Source organism: Streptomyces sp. NPDC059900, assembly GCF_050270335.1.
Taxonomy (GTDB): Bacteria; Actinomycetota; Actinomycetes; order Streptomycetales; family Streptomycetaceae; genus Streptomyces.
Genome location: NZ_JBNNJZ010000007.1, coordinates 1 through 21,300 on the forward strand (window position 1 = coordinate 1; position 21,300 = coordinate 21,300).

The 21,300-nt window shown below is 70.6% G+C and carries 19 protein-coding genes; 4 read left to right on the forward strand and 15 right to left on the reverse strand.

Annotated elements, in window-relative coordinates:
* Positions 1-56 precede the first annotated feature (56 nt).
* Complete coding sequence (locus ACQKIP_RS02445) at positions 57-449, reverse strand: VOC family protein (RefSeq protein WP_365866304.1); 393 nt, start codon at positions 447-449, stop codon at positions 57-59.
* Positions 450-453: 4 nt separating this feature from the next.
* Positions 454-1,284: a trans-aconitate 2-methyltransferase gene (locus ACQKIP_RS02450; protein WP_365866306.1), complete on the reverse strand. Its 831-nt coding sequence runs from the start codon at positions 1,282-1,284 to the stop codon at positions 454-456.
* 123 nt (positions 1,285-1,407) lie between these two features.
* On the opposite strand from ACQKIP_RS02450, the gene tamR reads away from it, so the two are divergent.
* The gene (gene tamR / locus ACQKIP_RS02455; RefSeq protein WP_365866309.1) at positions 1,408-1,905 is read left to right on the forward strand and encodes a MarR family transcriptional regulator TamR; all 498 of its coding nucleotides are present in this window, start codon (positions 1,408-1,410) and stop codon (positions 1,903-1,905) included.
* Here tamR and ACQKIP_RS02460 read toward each other — a convergent pair.
* Positions 1,864-2,640, reverse strand: coding sequence for a LuxR C-terminal-related transcriptional regulator (locus tag ACQKIP_RS02460; RefSeq protein WP_160505515.1), 777 nt, complete (start codon positions 2,638-2,640; stop codon positions 1,864-1,866). The two genes, tamR and ACQKIP_RS02460, sit on opposite strands and share 42 nt — an antisense overlap.
* 279 nt (positions 2,641-2,919) lie before the next feature.
* Here ACQKIP_RS02460 and ACQKIP_RS02465 point away from each other — a divergent pair, with 279 nt between their 5' ends.
* Positions 2,920-3,363 carry a GNAT family N-acetyltransferase gene (locus tag ACQKIP_RS02465; protein ID WP_365866310.1) on the forward strand — a complete coding sequence of 148 codons (444 nt, stop codon included), beginning with the start codon at positions 2,920-2,922 and terminating at the stop codon, positions 3,361-3,363.
* A gap of 16 nt (positions 3,364-3,379) precedes the next feature.
* Here the strand turns inward: ACQKIP_RS02465 and galK are convergent, their stop codons facing one another.
* Genes galK through galT form a run of 3 tightly spaced genes read right to left on the reverse strand, consistent with a single transcriptional unit; the run spans position 3,380 to position 6,584 of the window.
* A complete protein-coding gene (galK, locus tag ACQKIP_RS02470) occupies positions 3,380-4,540 on the reverse strand; it encodes a galactokinase (protein WP_365866312.1) in 1,161 nt (386 codons plus the stop codon).
* Positions 4,541-4,563: 23 nt separating this feature from the next.
* A complete protein-coding gene (galE, locus tag ACQKIP_RS02475) occupies positions 4,564-5,517 on the reverse strand; it encodes a UDP-glucose 4-epimerase GalE (RefSeq protein ID WP_365866314.1) in 954 nt (317 codons plus the stop codon).
* Complete coding sequence (galT, locus tag ACQKIP_RS02480; protein WP_365866315.1) at positions 5,514-6,584, reverse strand: galactose-1-phosphate uridylyltransferase; 1,071 nt, start codon at positions 6,582-6,584, stop codon at positions 5,514-5,516. The genes galE and galT overlap by 4 nt, the downstream gene beginning before the upstream one ends.
* 229 nt (positions 6,585-6,813) lie before the next feature.
* Here galT and ACQKIP_RS02485 point away from each other — a divergent pair, with 229 nt between their 5' ends.
* Entirely contained in the window at positions 6,814-8,496 is a 1,683-nt protein-coding gene (locus ACQKIP_RS02485; RefSeq protein WP_361195262.1) for a sodium:solute symporter family protein, read from the forward strand.
* Positions 8,497-8,520: 24 nt separating this feature from the next.
* Positions 8,521-8,802 (forward strand): hypothetical protein, encoded by a 282-nt coding sequence (locus tag ACQKIP_RS02490; protein WP_365866317.1) that lies wholly within the window; start codon positions 8,521-8,523, stop codon positions 8,800-8,802.
* A 22-nt stretch (positions 8,803-8,824) separates the two neighbouring features.
* Here the strand turns inward: ACQKIP_RS02490 and ACQKIP_RS02495 are convergent, their stop codons facing one another.
* From ACQKIP_RS02495 to ACQKIP_RS02535, 9 genes are all read right to left on the reverse strand, one after another.
* Positions 8,825-9,550, reverse strand: coding sequence for a helix-turn-helix transcriptional regulator (locus ACQKIP_RS02495; RefSeq protein WP_365866319.1), 726 nt, complete (start codon positions 9,548-9,550; stop codon positions 8,825-8,827).
* Positions 9,551-9,811: 261 nt separating this feature from the next.
* Complete coding sequence (locus tag ACQKIP_RS02500) at positions 9,812-11,689, reverse strand: PQQ-binding-like beta-propeller repeat protein (RefSeq protein WP_365866321.1); 1,878 nt, start codon at positions 11,687-11,689, stop codon at positions 9,812-9,814.
* A 67-nt stretch (positions 11,690-11,756) separates the two neighbouring features.
* Positions 11,757-13,622, reverse strand: a complete 1,866-nt coding sequence (locus ACQKIP_RS02505) for a PQQ-binding-like beta-propeller repeat protein (protein ID WP_365866322.1) — start codon at positions 13,620-13,622, stop codon at positions 11,757-11,759.
* A gap of 145 nt (positions 13,623-13,767) precedes the next feature.
* The gene (locus ACQKIP_RS02510; protein ID WP_365866324.1) at positions 13,768-15,591 is read right to left on the reverse strand and encodes an ABC-F family ATP-binding cassette domain-containing protein; all 1,824 of its coding nucleotides are present in this window, start codon (positions 15,589-15,591) and stop codon (positions 13,768-13,770) included.
* An 83-nt stretch (positions 15,592-15,674) separates the two neighbouring features.
* Positions 15,675-17,027 (reverse strand): acyltransferase family protein, encoded by a 1,353-nt coding sequence (locus ACQKIP_RS02515; protein WP_365866326.1) that lies wholly within the window; start codon positions 17,025-17,027, stop codon positions 15,675-15,677.
* Between the two features lie 76 nt (positions 17,028-17,103).
* Positions 17,104-17,997 (reverse strand): 4-(cytidine 5'-diphospho)-2-C-methyl-D-erythritol kinase, encoded by an 894-nt coding sequence (locus ACQKIP_RS02520; protein WP_365866328.1) that lies wholly within the window; start codon positions 17,995-17,997, stop codon positions 17,104-17,106.
* Entirely contained in the window at positions 17,994-18,863 is an 870-nt protein-coding gene (gene rsmA / locus ACQKIP_RS02525) for a 16S rRNA (adenine(1518)-N(6)/adenine(1519)-N(6))-dimethyltransferase RsmA (RefSeq protein WP_365866329.1), read from the reverse strand. The genes ACQKIP_RS02520 and rsmA overlap by 4 nt, the downstream gene beginning before the upstream one ends.
* Positions 18,864-18,889: 26 nt before the next feature.
* On the reverse strand, positions 18,890-20,251 hold the full coding sequence (locus ACQKIP_RS02530; protein ID WP_365866331.1) for a ubiquitin-like domain-containing protein: 1,362 nt from the start codon (positions 20,249-20,251) through the stop codon (positions 18,890-18,892).
* Positions 20,252-20,408: 157 nt separating this feature from the next.
* Positions 20,409-21,299 (reverse strand): TatD family hydrolase, encoded by an 891-nt coding sequence (locus ACQKIP_RS02535; RefSeq protein WP_365866332.1) that lies wholly within the window; start codon positions 21,297-21,299, stop codon positions 20,409-20,411.
* Position 21,300 lies beyond the last annotated feature (1 nt).

Sequence of the window (21,300 nt, forward strand, 5' to 3'; positions counted from 1 at the left end):
GTCCTAGACAGCTCCACCACACCGGAGGTCTTCGCCATGATCAAGCCCGGACGGTGTTAACAACGCTCGTGATCAATACAGCTAGCGGCTGCCTGCGGTTCGAGGAACTCCAGGCGGTTGCCCACCGGGTCGTCCGCGTAGAAGCGGCGGTGTCCCGGCAGGGCGTCGTCCCAGGTCACGGGGGTGCCCCGGGAGGTCAGGCGGTCCGCGTACGCGGAGATGTCCCGGACCCGCAGGCCCGGGTGCGCCTTCCTCGCGGGGCGGAAGTCCGCCTCGATGCCCAGGTGCAGCTGTACGGCACCCGTCGCGAACCAGCACCCGCCCCGCGCGGCGAGCTCGCCCGGCTTGGGGATCTCCGTCATGCCGAGCACCCCGCAGTAGAAGGCCCGCAGCCGCGGCTCGCTGCCCGGCGGCGCGGCCAGCTGGACGTGGTCGATGCCGGTCAGCACGGGCTCAGCCCGCCCTGCGTGCCACGGCGAACACCCGGCGGAAGGGGAAGACCGTTCCGGCGGCGGTCGCGGGGTACGCCTTGCGCAGCAGCTCCCGGTACTCGCACAGGAACGCCTCCCGCGCCGCCTCGTCGTCCGCGAGGGCCGTCAGGACCGGCCGCAGGCCCGTGCCCTTGACCCAGTCGAGTACCGGGTCCTCCCCCTCCAGGAGATGGAGGTACGTCGTCTCCCACGCATCCACCTCGCAACCCGCAGCGACAAGCCGCTCCAGATAGGCCGCGGGCGAGAGCACCGCGTCCGCGTGCCGCAGCCGCCCGCCGAGCCGGTCCCGCCACCGCTCGGACTCGCTCAGCTCCCGCATCAGGACGTGGCTGGGGGCGTCGAAGTTGCCGGGCACCTGGAAGGCGAACGTCCCGCCGGGAGCCAGCGCCGCCACCCAGGCGGGGAAGGAGTCCGCGTGGCCCGGCACCCACTGGAGCGTCGCGTTGGACAGGATCAGGTCGTACGTCCCGGCCGGCGGCGCCCATTGCGACGCGTCCGCCGCGGCGAAGTCCAGGCGCCCGCCGCCGGAGGTGGGCCCCGCGAGGCGCCCGGCCTGCTCCAGCATCTCCCCGGAGTTGTCGAAGCCGGTGATGTGCGCGGCGGGCCAGCGCTCGGCCAGGAGCCGGGTGACGTTGCCGGGGCCGCAGCCCAGGTCCGCGATGCGCGGCGGGCGCCCCTTCGCGGCGGGGAGTTCGGGAACGCGGGCCAGGAGGTCCACGAAGGGGCGGGCCCGGTGGCCGGAGTGACGCAGGTACTGGCCGGGGTCCCAGGTGGGAGTGGGGGCGGCAGTCATGGAGAGGGACCTCCTCGAAACGCGGTACGACAGCGCCGTCCGGACGCCGCCCGACCATCCTCGACCCCGAAGTATCTTGACGTCAAGAGACTTCATGTCGACAGACCCCCTACACTGATCGTCATGGAGGACGAGGTCGACCGTCTGGTCGCAGCATGGCGCCGGGAGCGCCCCGACCTCGACGTGGAACCACTCGAGGTGCTCAGTCGCGTCAGCAGGCTCGCGCGGCATCTCGACAGGGCCCGTCGGCTCGCGTTCTCGGAGCACAATCTGGAGCCGTGGGAGTTCGACGTGCTGACGTCGCTGCGGCGCGCGGGCTCGCCGTACCAGCTCTCCCCCGGACAGCTCCTCACCCAGACCCTGGTGACGTCCGGCACGATGACCAACCGCATCGACCGGCTCGCGAAGAAGGGACTCGTCGAGCGGCTGCCGGATCCCAGCGACCGGCGGGGCGTGCTCGTGCGGCTGACCGGCGAGGGCCGGGACCGCGCGGACCAGGCCCTCGCCGGCCTCCTCAAGCAGGAGCGGGCGATCCTCGCCGAGCTGTCACGCGGACAGCGCGGCGAACTGGCGGCGTTGCTACGCCAGTTGACCGCCCCGTTCGACAACATCCCCGGCTAGGTCGACCGGACCGACCCCGGCCCTGCGGGCAAGGGCGACGGCCGCGAGCGTGGAGTGGACGCCCAGCTTTCCAAGGACGTTCTGCATGTGCGTACGCACGGTGTGCGGGGAGAGGAACAGCCGCTCGGCCACCGCCTTCCGGCCGAGGCCCGCCACCATGCAGCGCAGCACCTCGCGCTCGCGCGGGGTCAGGGACTCCACCAGGCGCTCGGATTCCGTGCGGTGCTTGCGGGCCGCGGTCAGCTCGCGCAGGACGCCGGTGAGCAGCGCGGGCGGCAGATGGGTCTCCTCCCGCAGCACGCCCCGTATGACCGTAAGGAGCCGGGACAGCGAGCAGTCCTTGGCGACCCAGCCGGAGGCACCGGCCTGCAACGCGAGGGCGGCCCGGCGCGGGTCGTCCTTCTCGGCGAGCACGACCGTGCGGACCATGGGCTGGCCCGAACGGACCCCGGCCACCAGGGAAATGCCGTCCACCAGGCCGTCGGCGTTGCCCTCCTGCACGGAAGGCGCGGGCCTGACGCCCTGCACGGCGCTCGCGGACGCGCCCAGGTCGGCGTCGACGAGCAGCACGTCGTATCTGCGCCCCTCGGCTATCGCCCGCTCCAGGCAGCGCAGTGCGGCCGGGCCGCTGCCCGCCGCGGACACGTCGACGTCGGGCTCCGCCGCCAGTGCCGCCGCGAGCGACTCGGCGAAGATGCGATGGTCGTCGACGACCAGGACTCGGATACGAACCACTGAAACCCCCTCCCCCAGGCTCTCCTCGAAGAGCAGGGGATACCCCATCGTCGGAGGACGCGTACGGTACGGGTACGACACCCGGGACGGGGGTCGCCGCAGTCGCCCGGCCGCCGCCGCGCTGTAACTGCTACCCCCATCGCCGGGCGTCGTACCCGACTGTCTCGCCCCCTGATCAGTGCCGGCCCCCACCGGCACTGCCACTCAGAGTAGGGCCGCACGGCAGGAGCGGAAGGTAATTTACAGAACTGACTGGCCAGCGCGTTTATGGTGAGCCGTATGTTTCGTATTGAGACAGGAGTCGACAAGGAGCGGTCCGCTCTTCTTCTCGCCGGCCTCCAGGCGTCCAACGCTGCGGCATCGCCGGTGATCCGCTCCCTGCGCGGCACCCCGCAGGACCGCGAATCACCGCTGGCCGTATGGCTGTTGGAGCGCACGGGGGGTCTGGTGGGCGGCCTCGCAGGGCACACCTGGGGCCGCTGGCTCCACGTGAACCATCTCTGGGTCAGCGAGGCCCACCAGGGCGCGGGCCTGGGCGGACGACTGCTCGCGGAGGCGGAACGCATCGCCAGGGATGACCGGAACTGTCTCAACTCCCGCGTGGAGACCTGGGACTTCCAGGCGCCCGGCTTCTACCGCGACCAGGGCTACGAGGTGGTTTCGGTCATCCCGGACTACCCTCCGGGCGCCAAGGAGTTCACCCTGACGAAGAGACTGGCCTGATCGCGGCCGGGCCGGTTCACGCCAGGCGCCGCGCCCCCGCCGAAGGCACCGCGGGGAAGACCCGCGGGGCCGTGTAGCCCGCAGCGGTGAACGCCTCCAGGACCGACTTCGTCACCGGCTCCGCGTCGACCTCCTCCACCAGGACGATCACCGAGCCGCCGAAGCCGCCGCCCGTCATCCGGGAGCCGATCGCGCCCGCCGCGTTCGCGGTGGCCACCACCAGGTCCAACTCCTCGCAGGAGATGCGCAGATCGTCCCGCAGCGACGCGTGCCCCGCGGTCAGGACGGGGCCGATCGCGCGGACGTCGCCCGCGTCGAGCAGGCCGATGACCTGCTCCACCCGGTGGTCGTCCGAGACGATGTGGCGTACGTAGCGGCTGATCTTCTCGTCGGCGTCCGCCAACTTGGCGAGGGCGGCGGGGAGTTCCGCGTACGGGACGTCCCGCAGGTGGGATACGCCGAGGATGCGCGCGCCCTCCTCGCAGCCCGCCCGCCGCTCGGCGTACGCCCCGTCGCCCAGTTCGTGCTTGACGCGGGTGTCGACGACGAGCAGTTGCAGGCCCTGTGCGGCGAGGTCGAAGGGGACCTGCCGGGTCGTCAGGTCACGGCAGTCCAGGTGCAGGGCGTGGCCTTCGGTGGCGCACGCGGATGCCATCTGGTCCATCACGCCGCACGGCACGCCGACGAAGGCGTTCTCGGCGCGCTGGGACAGGACCGCCAACCGGGCTGCGTCGAGGCCGAGTTCGTACAGGTCGTTCAGGGCGAAGGCCGTGACGACCTCGAGGGCCGCCGACGAGGAGAGGCCCGCCCCGGTCGGCACGGTCGACGCGAGGTGGATGTCCGCGCCGCCGGAGACCTCGTGGCCCGCGTCCCGCAGCGCCCACACCACGCCCGCCGGGTAGGCGGCCCAGCCGCCCTGCCCGTATTTCGAAAGGGGGGTGAGGTCGTCGACGCGCAGTTCGGCGACCGGGGCGTCGATGTCCGCCGAGTGGAGCCGCAGGATGCCGTCGGAGCGGCGGGCCACCGCCGCCACCGCGGTGTGCGGCAGGGCGAGCGGCATCACGAAGCCCTCGTTGAAGTCCGTGTACTCACCGATCAGGTTGACCCGGCCGGGAGCCGACCAGACCCCGTCCGGCTCGTACCCGTACAGCTCGGTGAACTGGCCCGCTACGTCCATCAGTTTTCCCCTTCAACCCCTGCTCAGCGCTGGGCGAACGCCCATGCGTCGGCGACGATGCCCGCGAGGTCCGCGCGGGACGGATTCCAGCCGAGCCGCTCCCGCGCGGTGGCCGCCGACGCGACGAGGACCGCCGGGTCGCCGCCGCGGCGCGGGGCCGTGACCTCCGGGATCGGGTGCCCGGTGACCTGGCGGACGGTCTCGATGACCTCGCGCACGGAGAAACCGTTTCCGTTGCCGAGGTTGCAGATCAGGTGCTCGCCGGAGGTGGCCGCCTCGACGGCGAGGAGGTGCGCCTGCGCGAGGTCCGCGACGTGGATGTAGTCGCGCACGCACGTGCCGTCCGGGGTCGGGTAGTCGTCGCCGAAGACGCTGATCGCCTCGCGCTTGCCCTGTGCGACCTGGAGGACGAGCGGGATCAGGTGCGACTCGGGGTCGTGGCGCTCGCCGTACTCGCCGTAGGCGCCCGCCACGTTGAAGTAGCGAAGGGAGACCGCACCCAGGCCGTGGGCCGCGGCCTCGCCGGTGATCATGTGGTCGACGGCGAGCTTGGAGGCGCCGTACGGAGAGGTCGGGGCGGTGGGGTCGGTCTCGGTGATGGGGCTGCTGACCGGCTCGCCGTACGTCGCCGCCGTGGAGGAGAAGACGAGCTTGCGCACGTCGGCGTCGCGCATCGCGCCGAGCAGCGCCATCGTGCCGCCGACGTTGTTGTCCCAGTACTTCTCGGGCTTCACGACGGACTCGCCGACCTGCGAGAAGGCGGCGAAATGCAACACGGCGTCGTAGGAGGAGTCCAGCCACTTGGCGGCATCGCGGATGTCGCCCTCGATGAACGCGGCGCCGGCCGGGACGCCCTCGCGGAACCCGGTGGAGAGGTTGTCGAGGACCGTCACCTCGTGCCCGGCCTCGATCAGATGCTGGGCCACCACGCTTCCCACATAGCCCGCCCCGCCGGTGACCAGGTATTTACGGCTCATGAACTCGCTACCTCTCGCAGTCGCTGGGCCGCGGCTTCCGGCGGCACGTCGTTGATGAACACACTCATGCCGGATTCGGAACCCGCGAGGAACTTCAGCTTGCCCGAAGTGCGGCGAATGGTGAAAAGCTCGAGGTGGAGCGCGTAGTCGTCCCGATTGACCCCTTCGTGCTCGTCGAGCGCGCCGAAGGGAGCCTGGTGCCACGCCGCGATGTACGGCGTGAGCGGCTCGCCCCCGGTTCCACCGTCACCGAAGATCCGGTCGAAGCGCCTCAACAGTTCCAGATAGACCTTGGGGAATTCTGTGCGTGCCGCTTCGTCGAGCCCGAGCAGGTCCGCGACGCGGCGCTTGGGGTAGAGGTGCACCTCGTAGGGCCAGTGCGCGGAGTAGGGGACGAAGGCCACCCAGTGCTCGGCCTCCAGGACCACGCGCTCGCCCGCCGACTCCTCCGCCACGACGTCGTCGAAGAGATTGCGGCCCGTCGCCTCCTTGTGCGCGGCGAGCGACCTGAGCATCAGGGACGTACGCGGGGTGACGAAGGGGTAGGCGTAGATCTGGCCGTGCGGGTGGCCCAGGGTCACGCCGATCTCGGCGCCGCGGTTCTCGAAGCAGAACACCTGCTCGACGGAGGGCAGGTGCGAGAGCTCGGCCGTCCTGTCCGTCCACGCGTCGAGCACCAGTCCGGCCTGATCCTCGGTGAGGTCGGCGAAGGACGCGTCGTGGTCGGAGGTGAAGCAGACGACCTCGCACCGCCCGGCGTCCCCGGCCAGCGAGGGGAAGCGGTTCTCGAAGACCACCACGTCGTACGAGGAGTCGGGGACCTCGCTCAGCCGCTCGCCCGCGGAGGGGCACAGGGGGCACTCGTCGGCCGGCGGGTGGTAGGTGCGGCCCTGGCGGTGCGAGGCGATGGCCACCGCGTCGCCCAGGAGCGGGTCCCGGCGGATCTCCGAGGTGGTGGAGATGGGATCGAGGGGCCTTCGGTCGACGGCGTCGCGCACGGCGTCGTCGCGCGAGTCGTAGTAGATGAGCTCACGACCGTCTGCGAGACGGGTCGAGGTCTTCTTCACGTCCGGGGCTCCTCACCAACACCCACACCCAACATAACCGAACATAACAAACCACAAGGCAACAGCATCGTCAATGCCGTGCGCGAGGCGCGTCAGGACGCGTGACACGACACGTGCGGGAACCGGCTCGATCACAATCAAACAAAGAACACCAAAAGAAGTCTTCAGTTATTGAAGCGAGAAGCGTAGGTTCCGGTCTGATCAGTTCGCGCAACGAAGCGAGTTCCCCATGCAGTCCCCCACACAGACCCTGGCCGAGGGGCTTCGGCTGCCCACCAACGGCCTCGACTACGCGATCCTCGCGATCTACTTCGCCGTCGTCCTGGGCATCGGCTTCGCCGCCCGGCGCTCCGTGAAGACCAGCCTCGACTTCTTCCTCTCGGGCCGTTCGCTGCCCGCCTGGGTCACCGGTCTCGCGTTCGTCGCCGCCAACCTCGGCGCCACCGAGATCCTGGGCATGGCCGCGACCGGCGCGCAGTACGGCGTCGCGGTCGTCCACTGGTACTGGATCGGCGCCATCCCCGCGATGGTCTTCCTCGGCCTCGTGATGATGCCGTTCTACTACCGCAGCAAGGTCCGCTCGGTCCCCGAGTACCTGCTCCAGCGCTTCGACAAGTCGGCGCACCTGCTCAGCTCGGCGCTCTTCGCCTTCGCCGCGATCCTCATCGCGGGCGTGAACCTCTACGCCCTGTCGATCGTCGTCGAAGCGCTCCTGGGCTGGCCGCAGTGGGTGGCGATCGTGGTCGCCGGCTTCTTCGTCCTGGCGTACATCACGATCGGCGGGCTCTCCTCGGCGATCTACAACGAAGTCCTCCAGTTCTTCGTGATCCTGGCGGCCCTCATCCCGATCTGCGTCATCGGCCTGAAGAAGGTCGGCGGCTGGGACGGTCTCTCCGGCTCCCTGGAGAAGTCGCACGGCGGTGACTTCATGACCGCCTGGGGCGGCACCGGCATCGGTGACGCCAACCCGCTGGGCGCGAACTGGCTGACGATCATCCTCGGCCTCGGCTTCGTGCTCTCCTTCGGCTACTGGACGACCAACTTCGCCGAGGTGCAGCGCGCCCTGTCCGCGAAGAACCTCTCCGCGGCCCAGCGCACCCCGCTCATCGCCGCCTTCCCGAAGATCTTCATCGTCTTCCTGGTGATGATCCCCGGCCTGGTCGCCGCCGTCCTCGTCCCGAAGATCGGCACGGCGGGCTCGGACCTCACCTACAACGACGCGATCCCGTACCTGATGCAGGAGTTGCTGCCCAACGGCGTGCTCGGCATCGCGGTGACCGGTCTGCTCGCGGCGTTCATGGCGGGCATGGCGGCGAACGTGTCGTCCTTCAACACCGTCTTCACGTACGACATCTGGGCGAAGTACGTGGTCAAGGACCGCGAGGACGGCTACTACCTCAAGTTCGGCCGCCTGATCACCGCGATCGGCGTCCTCGCCTCCATCGGAACGGCCTTCATCGCCTCGTCGTTCTCGAACATCATGGGCTACCTCCAGACGCTGTTCTCCTTCTTCAACGTCCCGATGTTCGTGGTCTTCATCATCGGCATGTTCTGGAAGCGCGCCTCGATGAAGTCCGGCGTGTGGGGCCTGGTCGCGGGCACCGGCGCCGCGATGATCAACTACTTCTACATCTACAAGCAGGGCGTCATCGACATCCCGACCGACCAGGGCGCCAACTTCGTCTCGGCGATCGTCGGCTTCGTCGCCGGTGCCGTGGTGATGGTCGCGGTCACGCTCTTCACCGCGCCCAAGCCGGAGAACGAACTGGCCGGTCTGGTCTACGGAACGGCCTCACCGGGCCTGGAGGAGCCGCCCGCCGAGGGCGACGACGCCTGGTACCGCAAGCCGGCGCTGCTCGGCTGGGGCGCCATCGTGCTCGCCGCGCTCTGCTACGTCCCCTACTCGTTCTGAGTCCGATCGGAGGTCTGGAAGAACATGTCTGAACTGCACAACGAAGTCTCCGAGCTGGAGCGCAAGTCCGCCACGGCGGCTCGCCTCTTCGACATCCGGCGGATCATCGGCGGTCTGTTCGTCGTCTACGGAATCATCGTGACGATCGCCGGAATCTCCCCGTCCGACGCCGACCTGAACAAGGCCGAGGACATCAACATCAACCTGTGGACGGGCCTGGCCATGCTGGCGCTCGGCCTCTTCTTCCTCGGCTGGCTGTGGCTGCGGCCCACCCCGCCGCCCACCGAGGACCCGGAAGGCGAGTAACACCCCCCTGCGGGGCCCGCGTTCACCGTGCAGGTGACTCGGGCCCCGCAGGCGTCTCCACGTCGTTCGCGAAGGCAGCCACGGGCCGCTCCGCGCGGTCGAGCAGCCCCGTCCGCGCGGCGAGCGCCGCGGCCTCAAGACGGGAGCCGACGCCCAGTTTCATCAGGACGCGCTGCACGTGCGTGCGCGCCGTGCTGGGCGCTATGCCCATACCCGCGGCGATCAGCCGGGTGTCCTCGCCGTCCGCGACCCGCACCAGGACCTCGACCTCGCGCGGCGTGAGCATCTGAAGCAGCCGCTGCCCCTCGTCGTCGGGCTGCGCGGCCGGATTGAGCAGCTCGCTGAACGCACCCTGGAGCAACTGCGGGGCGACGGCCGCCTCGCCCGCTCGCGCCTTCATGATGGCGCGCTCGACACCCTCTATGCGCTCGTCATGGCGTACGTAGCCGGAGGCCCCGGCGGCGAAGGCCGCGGCGATGCCGCGCGGGCTCGGCACCGGGCCGAGCACCACCACGGCGACCTGCGGGCGCTCCCGCTTGATCTTCACGACCGGATCGAACATGCCGGGCTCCGCGGGCGTCGCCGTGCCGAGCAGGCAGACCTCGGGGGCCCGGCTGATGACCAGCTCCGCCGCCCCGGCCGCGGGGGCGGCCGCGGCGAGCACCCGGTGCCCGCGCAGTTTCAAGGCCGAGGCGAGCGCCTCGGCGAGCAGTCGGTGGTCGTCGACCACCATGAGCCGCACACCCATCGAGCAACCCCCCAGTTATACCCACGGATCCCCCACGGATCGAGGGCCCCCCGGCCCCGCACCCACTCATGCCCCGGAAGCTACACGCTTGTTCGACGTCGCGCGCCCCCTACCGGTGAGAAGCGGCCTGGAATGCCGAAATCCCGACCATCGGAAAGCGCCCGCCAGTACATACGTACGGAAGGGCGAACGGGATGAACGAAACGGCCCCGCTCCCTTTCGGGAACGGGGCCGTCGGCGCGTACGCGCAGTTCACACGGGTTACTGGGCGACAAATCCCAGGGCCGTGTACTCCTTCTCGTCCTTCGAGTACGGCTTGCTGATCAGCTCCTTGCCGAGATACAGCCTGCCGTTCCCGTAAAGAAGCTCGTTCGATTTCGGCACCATGCTGCTGATCGCGCTGCCGACCGACTCGGCGGCGGGGGTCTCCAGGAGCTTGGTCTCCTTCATCGTCTTGCCGTTGAGGGAGACGACCTGGGCGCCCTTGTCGTAACCGGCGTCCTTGTACGCCAGGATGTTGCCGCCGTCCATGCGGATCGGGAACATCTCGCCGTTCTCGCCCGCGTCGGCGCGGTCACCCGTGGTCTTGCCGGTGGCCAGCGAGAAGGAAATGATCTCGTTGGTCTGGCTGTAGCCGTCGCCGCCGCCCTTGTGCTGACGGGTCGGGACGTAGAGCTTGTCGTTGCCGACGGCCAGCGAGCTGCAGGCGTAGACGACGTTGACCTCGCAGTCGTGGTCGTACTTGCCGTCGGGCAGCGAGATCTTGGCGCGCAGCTTCCCCTTGTCGTCCAGCGAGAACGCGTCCGTGACGCCGCTCGCGGTGATCTCCTGGGTGTCCTGGCCGAAGACGACGGGACGGGTCGAGATGATCTTGGCGTTGTCGACGCCCGGCGTCACCGGGTAGGTCCACTTGTCGTCGCCGGTCTTGGGGTCGAGAAGCTGGATCTTGAGCTTCTCGTCGCCGTAGTCACCGCACTTCTGGACGACGACGAGCTGCTCGCCGCCGGCGTAGCCCTCGTCCTGGCACTCGTCGCCCACGGTGGGCTCCCACAGGAGCTTGCCCTTGTTCGCGATGTCGAAGGCGGCGCCGCCTGCGCTGGAACCGACCGCGACGGTGTTGCCGCTGATGGTGAGCTCTTCGACGCGGGCCTTCGAGCTGCCCTCGTCGATGCTCTTCGTCCAGAGCTTGCGGCCGTCCTTCAGGTCGACCGCGGAGATCTGCGAGCAGGTCTGGTGGTCGCCCTTCTTGGTCCGCTTGGCCTCTTCGTAGGCGACCGCGACGACGCCGTCCTTGGTGACCTCGCGCGAGCCCGCGCAGGTCTGGCCCGCGAGCGGCAGGGTCCACAGTTCCTTGCCGTCGGCGGGGTTGTAGCCGACGATCTCGTTGACGCCCGCCTTGGCGTAGACGTCATCGGTGAGCCAGGAGCCCTTGATGCTCCAGACGTCGTCCTTGGGCACCTCGGGCTGCGGGATCTGCATGGAGACGGTGGCGCTGGTGTTGGTCGGCACCTTCTCCGAGCCGGGGCCGCTCGGGCCCTGCTCGTCGCCGCCCTTCTTCTCCTCGCCGCCCTTGCCGCCGCCGGTCGAGCCCTCGGAGCTCGCCTCGGTGTCGTCCTTGCCCGAGGTCGAGGCGTAGAAGACACCGCCGCCGACGATCAGGGCGATCGCGACGACCGCACCGATGATGATCTTCATCTGGCCGCTGAGCTTCGAGCCGCCGCCCGCCGCGGGCGCACCGGCCTGCGGGGCCATCGGCATCGTGCTCGGCTGCTGGTAAGCGCCGTAGGGAGGCTGCTGGCCGTACGGGGCCTGCTGGCCGTACGGCTGGGTCGGCTGGCCGGGGTAGCCGTAACCCTGCGGCTGGCCCTGGGGCTGGCCCGGGTATCCGTAGCCCTGCGGCTGGCCCTGCGGCGGCGGAGGCGGCGTCTGCGGCGGCGGGGCGACCTGGGGCTGGCCCGCCGGCTGCGTCGGCGGCTGGGCCGGCGGCGTCTGGGGCGGGGTCTGGGGCGGCGTCTGCGGGTAGCCGTACGACGGGTTGTTCGGCTCGGGAGCCTTGCCGAACCCGCCCGGCGGGGGGTCCTGGGGAGCGCCGAACCCGCCCTGCGGGGGCTCGTTGGGCGGCTGGGGCGGCTGGGTCATGACGTCGATTCCTTGGGGACGAGAGTTGAACTGAGCGACGAAGAGGGCGACTTGCCCGACGGAGAAGTCACTTGCCGTAGGCCAGCATCAGCTTCTCCTGGCCCTTTGCGCTGCCCGAGAGCCGCGTGGTGGAGATGTAGAAACGACCGTCCACGTAGTCGATCGTCTTGGAGTAGAAGCCGCTCTCGATCTCCGAGGTCCCCGAGGGGTTCTTCAGGAGCGTCTTCGGCTTGTGCGAGCCCGACAGCGGGATCGAGACGACCTGGCCGCCGGAGTCGTACGAGGGGTTGACGTATCCGATGAGCGCATCGCCGTCGACCTTGATCGGCAGCATCGATTCATCAGCCGGCGACTTCGTGCGCCAGGCCTCCTTGCCGGTGGCGAGGCTGATCGCCACGACCTCGTTGGGGCCGGACGTCGCGTCGGTCGGCAGATAGAGGTTCTTGTCGTCGGTCGTCGCGCCCAGGCAGCCCTGGAGGCTGCCGCCGAGGAACGACGAGCCGTCACACTCGGGCGCGAACTTCTCGTCGACGGCGACCTCGGAGCGGGTGTCGCTGCTGTTGGGCTTCAGCGTGGTGATGTTCCACTGCTTCTTGTCCTCATTGGTGAGGTACACGATCGTCGGGCTCTCGGAGTAGATCCGCCCGATCTTCCAGCCCTTGGGGAACTTCTTCGTCCACACGGCGTCGCCGGTCTTCGGGTCGATCTGCTGCAACTCGTCGTGCTCGCTGGGCGAGCTCGCACCGCACGAGTAGGCGACGAGCATCTTCTTGCCGCCGGCGAAGCCGCTGGGGAAGCAGGTCCCCGGGTCCTTCTTGTCGGCGACGAAGAGCTCCTTGCCGTCGCTCAGGCGCAGTGCCGTGCCGGACTGGGAGCGGCCGACCATCAGCGTGTCACCCGTGAGGGAGAGGTCGGTGCTGAGGGACATGTCGAAGAGCCCCTCCTCCTTCACCGGCTTGACCCAGCCCTTGCTTCCGTCATCGAGGTCGACGACCTGGATCTGGTTGCACTTGGCGTCGTCCTTCTGGCCGTCCTTGTACGCGACGACGATCTCGTTGTCCTTCGAGATCTGCGGGGTCGTGCCACAGATCTTCTGCGGGAACTTGATCGTCGGCCAGGCCTGGTCGCCCGTCTTGACCTTGTAGCCGGTGATCTCCTTGAACGCCGCCTTCACCGCGATGTCCTTGTGGATCCACATGCCCTTGGCGTCGGCGCCGGAGCCGGGCACCTTGGGTGCCTCCTTGTACCAGAGCACCTTCGACTCGCCGGGCTGGCGGCCCGCGTTGAGGTCCTCCGCGCCCTTGTCGCCGTCGCCGTCTCCGTCGCCCGGATTGACCGGGGCGGAGCCGCTGGCCTTGGGGTCGTCGCTCTTTCCGGCGACGGGCTTCTTCTTGCCGGGGTCGTCGTCACCGCCGACGACCGCCCAGGCCACACCGCCGATGACCAGCGCCGCGGCGGCCACGGCCGCCACGATCAGGCCGGGCTTGCCCTTGAAGGGGTTCTTGCTGCCACCGCCGGAGGGCGGGGTGCCGGGCGCGCCGGGGCCGCCGGGGTACTGCTGCTGCGGATAGCCGTACTGCGGCTGGGCGGCGTAAGGGCCCGGCTGCGTGGGCTGGCCGTAGGGGGCCGGCTGACCGGGCTGGGTGGGCTGGTTGTACGGCCCGGGCTGGTTGTACGGTCCGGACTGCGGGTAGCCGTAACCCGGCTGGGTTGCGGGCGGAGTCTGCGGGTATCCGTAACCCGGCTGCGGCGCGGGCGGAGTCTGCGGGGCCCCGGACGGCGGGGTCTGCGGAGCCTGCGGCGGCTGGGCCGGGGCCTGCGGCGGTTGGGCCGGCGGCTGCGGCGGCTGGCCCGGTGGCTGCGGCGCTCCCTGCTGCGGATCCTGCGGAGCTCCGAAACCGCCGGACGGCGGCTGGTTGGGCGGCTGAGACATCAGCGCTTCCCCCTTCACTGATTTTCGGCACGCCAAGTGGTGCTCAGGCGGACCTTTCTATCACCCTGTCCGCCTAGCACAACTGACCGGTCCGTCCCCTGTTCCCAAGGGAGGACCGGCCCGTGATGTGTCCGTTACGAGACCTCTACGCGCTCTCCGCAAGCTCCAGCCAGCGCATCTCCAACTCGTCCCGCTCGCTCACGAGTTCGCGCAGCTCGGCGTCCAGTTTGGCCACCTTTTCGAAGTCGGTGGCGTTATCGGCGATTTGGGCGTGGAGCCACGTTTCCTTCGTCGACATCTTGTCCAGCTGCCGCTCGATCTTCTGGAGTTCCTTCTTCGCGGCGCGGGCGTCGGCGGAGGAGACCGCCGGCTTCTGCGGTGCGGCGGCCGGCGCGGCGGACTCGGCGAGGGGGGCCGCCGGGGCGCCCGCGGCCTCCATCCGCTTGCGCCGCTCCAGATACTCGTCGATGCCGCGCGGCAGCATCCGCATCGTGGCGTCGCCGAGCAGCGCGAAGACCTTGTCGGTGGTGCGCTCCAGGAAGAACCGGTCGTGGGAGATCACGACCATCGAGCCGGGCCAGCCGTCGAGGACGTCTTCGAGCTGCGTCAGCGTCTCGATGTCGAGGTCGTTCGTCGGCTCGTCGAGGAAGAGGACGTTCGGCTCGTCCATGAGGAGCCGCAGGAGCTGGAGCCGCCGCCGCTCGCCGCCGGAGAGATCGCCGACGGGCGTCCACTGCTTCTCCTTGTTGAAGCCGAACGTCTCGCAGAGCTGGCCCGCGGTCATCTCCCGGCCCTTGCCGAGGTCCACCCGCTCGCGCACCTGCTGCACGGCCTGCAACACCCGCAGCGTCGGGGAGAGTTCGGCCACTTCCTGCGAGAGATAGGCGAGCTTGACGGTCTTGCCGACCACCACGCGCCCCGCCTCGGGCTGCACGTCGCCGTCCGAGCGCTGCGCCTGCGCCATCGCCCGCAGCAGCGAGGTCTTGCCCGCGCCGTTGACGCCCACCAGGCCGATGCGGTCGCCGGGGCCCAGCTGCCAGGTCAGATGCTTGAGGAGGACCTTGGGCCCGGCCTGGACGGTCACGTCCTCCAGATCGAAGACGGTCTTGCCGAGCCGGGTCGTCGCGAACTTCATCAGCTCGCTGGTGTCGCGGGGCGGCGGCTCGTCGGCGATGAGTTCGTTCGCGGCCTCGATGCGGTACCGCGGCTTGCTGGTGCGGGCGGGGGCGCCGCGCCGCAGCCAGGCGAGCTCCTTGCGCATCAGGTTCTTGCGCTTGGTCTCCTCGGTGGCCGCGATGCGCTCGCGCTCGGCACGCGCGAAGACGTAGTCGGAATACCCGCCCTCGTACTCGAAGACGGCACCTGCCTGTACGTCCCACATGCGCGTGCACACCTGGTCGAGGAACCAGCGGTCGTGCGTGACGCAGACGAGCGCAGAGCGCCGGGTGCGCAGGTGCTCGGCGAGCCAGGCGATGCCCTCGACGTCCAGGTGGTTGGTCGGCTCGTCGAGCACGATCAGGTCGGGCTCGCCGATGAGCAGCTTCGCGAGCGCGATACGGCGGCGCTCACCGCCGGAGAGCGGCCCGATGACGGTGTCGAGCCCCTGCGGGAAGCCCGGCATGTCGAGCCCGCCGAACAGGCCGGTGAGCACGTCGCGGATCTTGGCGTTGCCCGCCCACTCGTGATCGGCGAGGTCACCGATGACCTCGTGCCGCACGGTCGCCGCCGGGTCGAGGGAGTCGTGCTGGGTCAGCACGCCGAGCACGAGACCGCCGTTGTGCGTGACCCGCCCGGAGTCGGCCTCCTCCAGCTTGGCGAGCATCCGGATGAGGGTCGTCTTGCCGTCGCCGTTGCGCCCCACGACGCCGATCCGGTCTCCCTCGGACACGCCGAGGGAGACACCGTCGAGCAGGGCACGGGTGCCGTACACCTTGCTGACTGCCTCGACATTGACCAGGTTGACGGCCATTAACGCTCCAGGGAAGGGGATCGATCGACCTCCAGCGTAGTCGGAGGCGACGACAACCGGCCCGGCGGCCGTAGCGGAGCCGATCAGCCCGCGGAGCGCCGCCCCGCCCGCTCCACGAGCAGCCACCCCGCCAGGGCCATCCCCACCGCCACCGGCGCCGTCATGTGCACGGCCACCACCGTCGCCGTACGCCCTTCGAGCAGCCCGCCGAAGCCGACCATGGAGAGGCCGAGCACCCCGAACAGGCACAGGGCGACGCCGAGCGCGGCGGCGGGTCCCGAGACGGGGCCCGGCTCGGCGAGCAATTCCTTCGCCTGCGAGGGACGTTCGAAGCGGCGGAAGGCGGCCACGAGCAGCGCGGTGAGCAGCGCCGCGGCCGCCATCCGCGGCGGGACCTGCGCCCACCACGCCGCCGAAGCGGGCTCCGGCAGCGGTACGTCGGCGGCGATCAGCGTCCCGTACACCCCGAGCATCGCCGTCAGGTGCCACAGGAACGCCGTCATCGAGACCCCGTTCGCCGCCACCACGCCCCGCCACACCCGGGGTCGCGCCAGCCACCGCACGGCGGGCCCCCGCAGCAGCTCCACCGCTCCCACCAGCCACATTCCGTGGCAGAGCAGGGCGAAGGTGGGCGGGGCCATGTTCGAGACGCGCTCGCCGGGCATGCCGACCATCGAGAGCGGATAGGGGCCGAGGGCCACCAGGGCCGCGGCGCCCGCGAGCCCCGCCGCCGCCATGACCGCGGGCAGGGGGAAGCCGTGCGCCCGCAGCCTGCCGTCCGCCCGCAGGAAGCCGAGCTGATGCACGGCGAGCCACACGAAGGCGAAGTTCAGGAACTCGACGTACGGCACTTCGAAGGCGAAGCGCGCCGTGTCCACCGCCCCCGCGGCCAGGACGAGACCGCCGAAGGCGCCCCACCCGTAGCGCTCGTGCAGCCGCAGCAGCGGCGGCGTGAACGCCACCATCGCCAGGTAGATGCCGATGAACCACAGCGGCTGGGCGACGAGCCGGAGCGTCACGTCCAGCAACGCCCCGCCGCGGCCGAGCAGTTGGACAAGGAGGGCCGCCGCTCCCCACACCCCGATGAATATCATCGTGGGCCGGAGCAGCCGCTGGAGGCGCGCCCGCAGGAACTCCGAGTAGACGGAGCCGCCGGGGGCCTTCCTGCTGAGGGAGCGGTACGACAGGGCGTGCGAGAAGCCGCCGACGAAGAAGAATACCGGCATGATCTGGAGCACCCAGGTGAGCGGTTGCAGGCCGGGCACGACGGCGAGGAGATTGCCGGCCTCGGCGGCGCCGTCGTCCCCGACGGTCACCGCCGCCATCAGCCAGTGCCCGACGACGACCGTGCCGAGCGAGGCGACCCGCAGCAGGTCGATGTACCGGTCGCGCCCGGTGGGCGTCTTCTCGGCCAGTTCGCGAACGCTTGATCCCATGTACGTACGGTGGCGCTCGCCGCAGGGCCCGCGTCAGCGCGTACGTACTCAGATCGGCGCCTGAGTATCCGTACGTCTAGAGCACCGTCGCGCCCGGCGCGGGCGAGTGTGCGACCCGGGCCGTGCGGCAGGTGCCGGAGGCCGTCAGCGCATCGGCGACCCGGCGCGCGGATACGGCGTCCGCGGCCAGGAACGCCGTCGTCGGCCCGGAGCCGGAGACCAGCGCGGCCAGGGCGCCCGCCTGCGTACCGGCGGCGAGGGTGTCGGCGAGCGAGGGGAACAGCGAGAGGGCCGCGGGCTGGAGGTCGTTGGTGACGGCACCCGCGAGCGCCTCGGCGTCGCCCTTGCGCAGGGCGTCGAGCAGCGCGGGGGACGCCTGCGGGGCGGGCGCATCGGGGGTCAGGCGGTCGAACTCGCGGTAGACCGCGGGCGTGGAGAGGCCGCCGTCGGCCACCGCGAACACCCAGTGGAAGTCGCCGCCGACCTCCAGGATCTCCAGCTTCTCGCCGCGCCCCGTGCCCAGGGCCGCGCCGCCGACCAGGCTGAACGGCACGTCGCTGCCCAACTCGGCGCAGATGTCGAGGAGTTCGTCGCGCGAGGCCCGGGTCCCCCACAGGACATCGCACGCCAGGAGCGCACCCGCGCCGTCCGCACTGCCGCCGGCCATGCCGCCCGCGACGGGGATGTCCTTGGCGATGTGGATGTGCACGGCGTCCGTACGTCCGTGGCGCGCGGCGAGGAGTTCCGCGGCCCGCGCCGCCAGGTTCGTGCGGTCGAGGGGTACCTGCCCGGCGTCGGGCCCCGAGCAGGTCACCCGCAGCTGCTCGGCGGGGGTCACGGTGACTTCGTCGTAGAGCCCGACGGCGAGGAAGACGTTGGCCAGGTCATGGAAACCGTCCGCGCGGGCGGCACCCACCGCGAGCTGGACGTTGACCTTGGCGGGGACCCGTACGGTCACGCTGTGGCTCACGCGCCGGCTCCCTTGTTCTCGGCGATCCGGGCGAACTCCTCCACGGTCAGCGCCTCGCCGCGTGCCTGCGGCGAGACCCCGGCGGCGACGAGGGCCGCCTCCGCGGCCGCCGCCGAGCCCGCCCAGCCGGCGAGCGCGGCGCGCAGGGTCTTGCGGCGCTGGGCGAAGGCCGCGTCGACGACGGCGAAGACTTCCTTCTTCGACGCGGTGGTCTTCACCGGCTCGGCGCGCCGTACGAGCGAGACGAGGCCCGAGTCGACGTTCGGGGCGGGCCAGAAGACGTTGCGTCCGATGGAACCGGCGCGCTTCACGTCGGCGTACCAGTTCGCCTTCACGGACGGCACTCCGTACACCTTCGAGCCCGGCGCGGCGGCGAGGCGGTCGGCGACCTCGGCCTGCACCATCACGAGCGTGCGCTCGATGGTGGGGAAGGTGTCGAGCATGTGCAGCAGGACCGGCACGGCGACGTTGTACGGCAGGTTGGCGACCAGCGCGGTCGGGGCGGGGCCCGGCAGCTCGGTGACGAGCATGGCGTCGCTGTGCACGAGCGCGAAGGAAGCGGCCTTCGCGGGGAGCCTGGCCCCGATGGTCGCCGGCAGGGCCGCCGCGAGGGTGTCGTCGATCTCGACCGCGACGACGCTGTCCGCGGTGTCCAGGAGGGCCAGGGTCAGTGAGCCGAGCCCCGGCCCGACCTCGACGACCACGTCCTTCGGGCCGACTTCCGCGGTGCGGACGATACGGCGGACGGTGTTGGCGTCGATGACGAAATTCTGGCCGCGCTGCTTGGTCGGGCGTACGCCGAGCGCTGCGGCCAGCTCGCGGATGTCGGCGGCACCTAGAAGAGCACCGGGCTCACTGTTACTCACCGCACCAGGTTACGTGGCCCGGCCCCCTACAACCGCCCCCCGCAGTGTGGCCACGGACTCGCCCCCCGCTGTACGTACAGCTTCTTCGCGCGGAACGTCTGTTCGTCCGCGGAGGCGTTCTGGGGGCGGCCGGAGCCGCCCAGGCTCTGCCAGGTCTGGGTGTCGAACTGGTACAGGCCCCCGTACGTCCCCGACGCGTCCACCGCGCCCGGACGGCCGCCCGATTCGCAGTGCGCCAGCGAACCCCAGTTCAGGCCCTCCGCCCCGGCGACCGAATCCGGCCGCTGCTTCGTGCCGACCTTCACGATCTGCGTCTGCGGCTGCCGCACGACCTCCGCGCGCAGCCGCCGCGGCTTCTGCTTGACGCCGTTGACCGTGCGCAGCGCGTACGTGACCCGCCGGGTGCCCTGGTGGCCCTGCCGCTCGACGACCTCCGTACCGGCGAACAGCGACGGATCGTCGCTCCGCCGCACGTCGAACGGGATCGGCTCGTCCCGCACCTCCTTGTGCCCGGAGATCCGCATGACGGTCACCGTCTGGCCGTCGCGGGGGAAGCTCTCGGGCGGAACGGATGTGGTGTCCTGGCCGTTCAGGCTGACCCCCGACTCCTCGACCGCCTCCCCCACCGTCGCCGCGTTCGTACGGATGGTCCGCTCACGCCCGTCCGCCATGATCGTCACGGTGCGCTCGGTCCGTACGTCCAGGTCGAGGCCGGCCCGCTCGATCCGCCTGCTCCGCGAGGCCGACAGATAGGCGCCCTCGGCCCGCACCCCGAGCTGCCGCAGCGCGCCGTCCACCGTGCGCGCCGTCGTCCACACCTCGCGCCGCTGCCCGTCGAGGGTGAGCTTGACCGGCCGCCCGTAACGGACGGCAATCTCGTCGCCGCTGGCCAGGGCCGCGCTCGCGCCGGGCGCCACGATGTCGTGCGCCCCGAAGTCCACGCCCTCGTCCTCCAGGAGCTCGCCCACGTCGTCCGCGAAGGTGTGCAGCGTGCGCGACTGCCCGTCGACCGTCAGCTGCACGGCCTTGTCGTCGGCGACGAACGCGGAGGTGCCGCCCGCGAGGAACGCGACGACCAGGGCCTGGGGCAGCAGCCGCCGCAAGGCCTCGGGCCGCTCGGAAACACGCTCGGCGGCCTCCCTGGACCGCGCACCCGACCGCGGCTTGGGCTTGGTCTTCCTGCGCCGGGCGGCCCGCCGCGCCTCGGCCCGCCCGCCTTCCAAGACGGGCCCGGCGGACTGCCGGGGAAAGTCGGCCCGGAAGGCCGGCTCGGTGTCCCGCTCCGGCACCGGCACATACTCCGGCACCCGGCCCGTCCCTGGTTCCGGTTCCGGCTCATAGGCCGTGCCGACCCCATAGGGCGTCTCGTACTGCGGCGCATGACTCACGACGACGCTCCAGCGTTCTCGTACTGTCCTGGTTCCGGTCTGGTCCGGATCGAGCGAGGCGACCAGAACCTAGCGGAGCGACCGTCACTCTCCAAAGCAGCACGACTACGCAGTGTCGCGGCGTGGCCCTGAACCGCAGGGCCCCCGGCGTTATCCGTCAGTAATCAAAGGCACGCGCCGTATTGACCGAGATCGCCTCGGCCATGGCGTCCTCTCCGATGCCGCGCACCTCGGCCATGGCCCGCAATGTGACCGGAATGAGATACGGCGCGTTAGGCCGTCCGCGGTAGGGAGCGGGCGTGAGGAAGGGCGCGTCGGTCTCCACGAGCACCAATTCGAGGGGTGCCACGGCCAGCGCGTCACGCAGTCCCTGCGCGTTCTTGAAGGTCATGTTGCCCGCGAAGGACATGAAGTACCCGTTCTCCGCGCACACTTGGGCCATCGCCGCGTCGCCCGAGTAGCAGTGGAAGACGGTGCGCTCCGGAGCCCCCTCCTCCTTCAGGACCCGCAGCACGTCTTCGTGCGCCTCGCGATCGTGGATGACCAGGGCCTTGCCGTGCCGCTTGGCGATCTCGATGTGGGCGCGGAAGGACCGCTCCTGGGCGGCCTTGCCCTCCGGACCGGTGCGGAAGTAGTCGAGCCCGGTCTCGCCCACGCCCTTGACCTGGTCGAGCGCGGCAAGCGCGTCGATCTCGGCGAGCGCCGCGTCGAGCGCCCCCTCGCCGCCCCCCTCGCGCGCCCCCTGCCGGGACCAGCCGTCGGGGTCGCCGTGCACGATGCGCGGCGCCTCGTTGGGATGCAGGGCGACGGTGGCGTGCACGCTCCCGTACGCGGCGGCCGTCTGCGCGGCCCAGCGCGAGCCCGCGACGTCACAGCCCACCTGCACGACCGTCGTCACGCCCACGGACGCCGCCTTGGCGAGCCCCTCGTCCACCGTCCCGGACTGCATGTCGAGGTGGGTGTGGGAGTCGGCGACCGCCACCCGAAGGGGTTCGGGCAGCGGCGGCGCGGCGTTCTTGGCGTCGGCGTCTTTGGAAGAGGAAGGCATG

Coding starts and splice junctions, on each gene's coding strand:
- ACQKIP_RS02450 (WP_365866306.1), bottom strand. CDS start 1,284: ATGACTGCCGCCCCCACTCCCACCTGGGACCCCGGCCAGTACCTGCGT.
- tamR (WP_365866309.1), top strand. CDS start 1,408: ATGGAGGACGAGGTCGACCGTCTGGTCGCAGCATGGCGCCGGGAGCGC.
- ACQKIP_RS02465 (WP_365866310.1), top strand. CDS start 2,920: ATGTTTCGTATTGAGACAGGAGTCGACAAGGAGCGGTCCGCTCTTCTT.
- galK (WP_365866312.1), bottom strand. CDS start 4,540: ATGGACGTAGCGGGCCAGTTCACCGAGCTGTACGGGTACGAGCCGGAC.
- galE (WP_365866314.1), bottom strand. CDS start 5,517: ATGAGCCGTAAATACCTGGTCACCGGCGGGGCGGGCTATGTGGGAAGC.
- ACQKIP_RS02485 (WP_361195262.1), top strand. CDS start 6,814: ATGCAGTCCCCCACACAGACCCTGGCCGAGGGGCTTCGGCTGCCCACC.
- ACQKIP_RS02490 (WP_365866317.1), top strand. CDS start 8,521: ATGTCTGAACTGCACAACGAAGTCTCCGAGCTGGAGCGCAAGTCCGCC.
- ACQKIP_RS02495 (WP_365866319.1), bottom strand. CDS start 9,550: ATGGGTGTGCGGCTCATGGTGGTCGACGACCACCGACTGCTCGCCGAG.
- ACQKIP_RS02500 (WP_365866321.1), bottom strand. CDS start 11,689: ATGACCCAGCCGCCCCAGCCGCCCAACGAGCCCCCGCAGGGCGGGTTC.
- ACQKIP_RS02505 (WP_365866322.1), bottom strand. CDS start 13,622: ATGTCTCAGCCGCCCAACCAGCCGCCGTCCGGCGGTTTCGGAGCTCCG.
- ACQKIP_RS02510 (WP_365866324.1), bottom strand. CDS start 15,591: ATGGCCGTCAACCTGGTCAATGTCGAGGCAGTCAGCAAGGTGTACGGC.
- ACQKIP_RS02515 (WP_365866326.1), bottom strand. CDS start 17,027: ATGGGATCAAGCGTTCGCGAACTGGCCGAGAAGACGCCCACCGGGCGC.
- ACQKIP_RS02535 (WP_365866332.1), bottom strand. CDS start 21,299: ATGCCTTCCTCTTCCAAAGACGCCGACGCCAAGAACGCCGCGCCGCCG.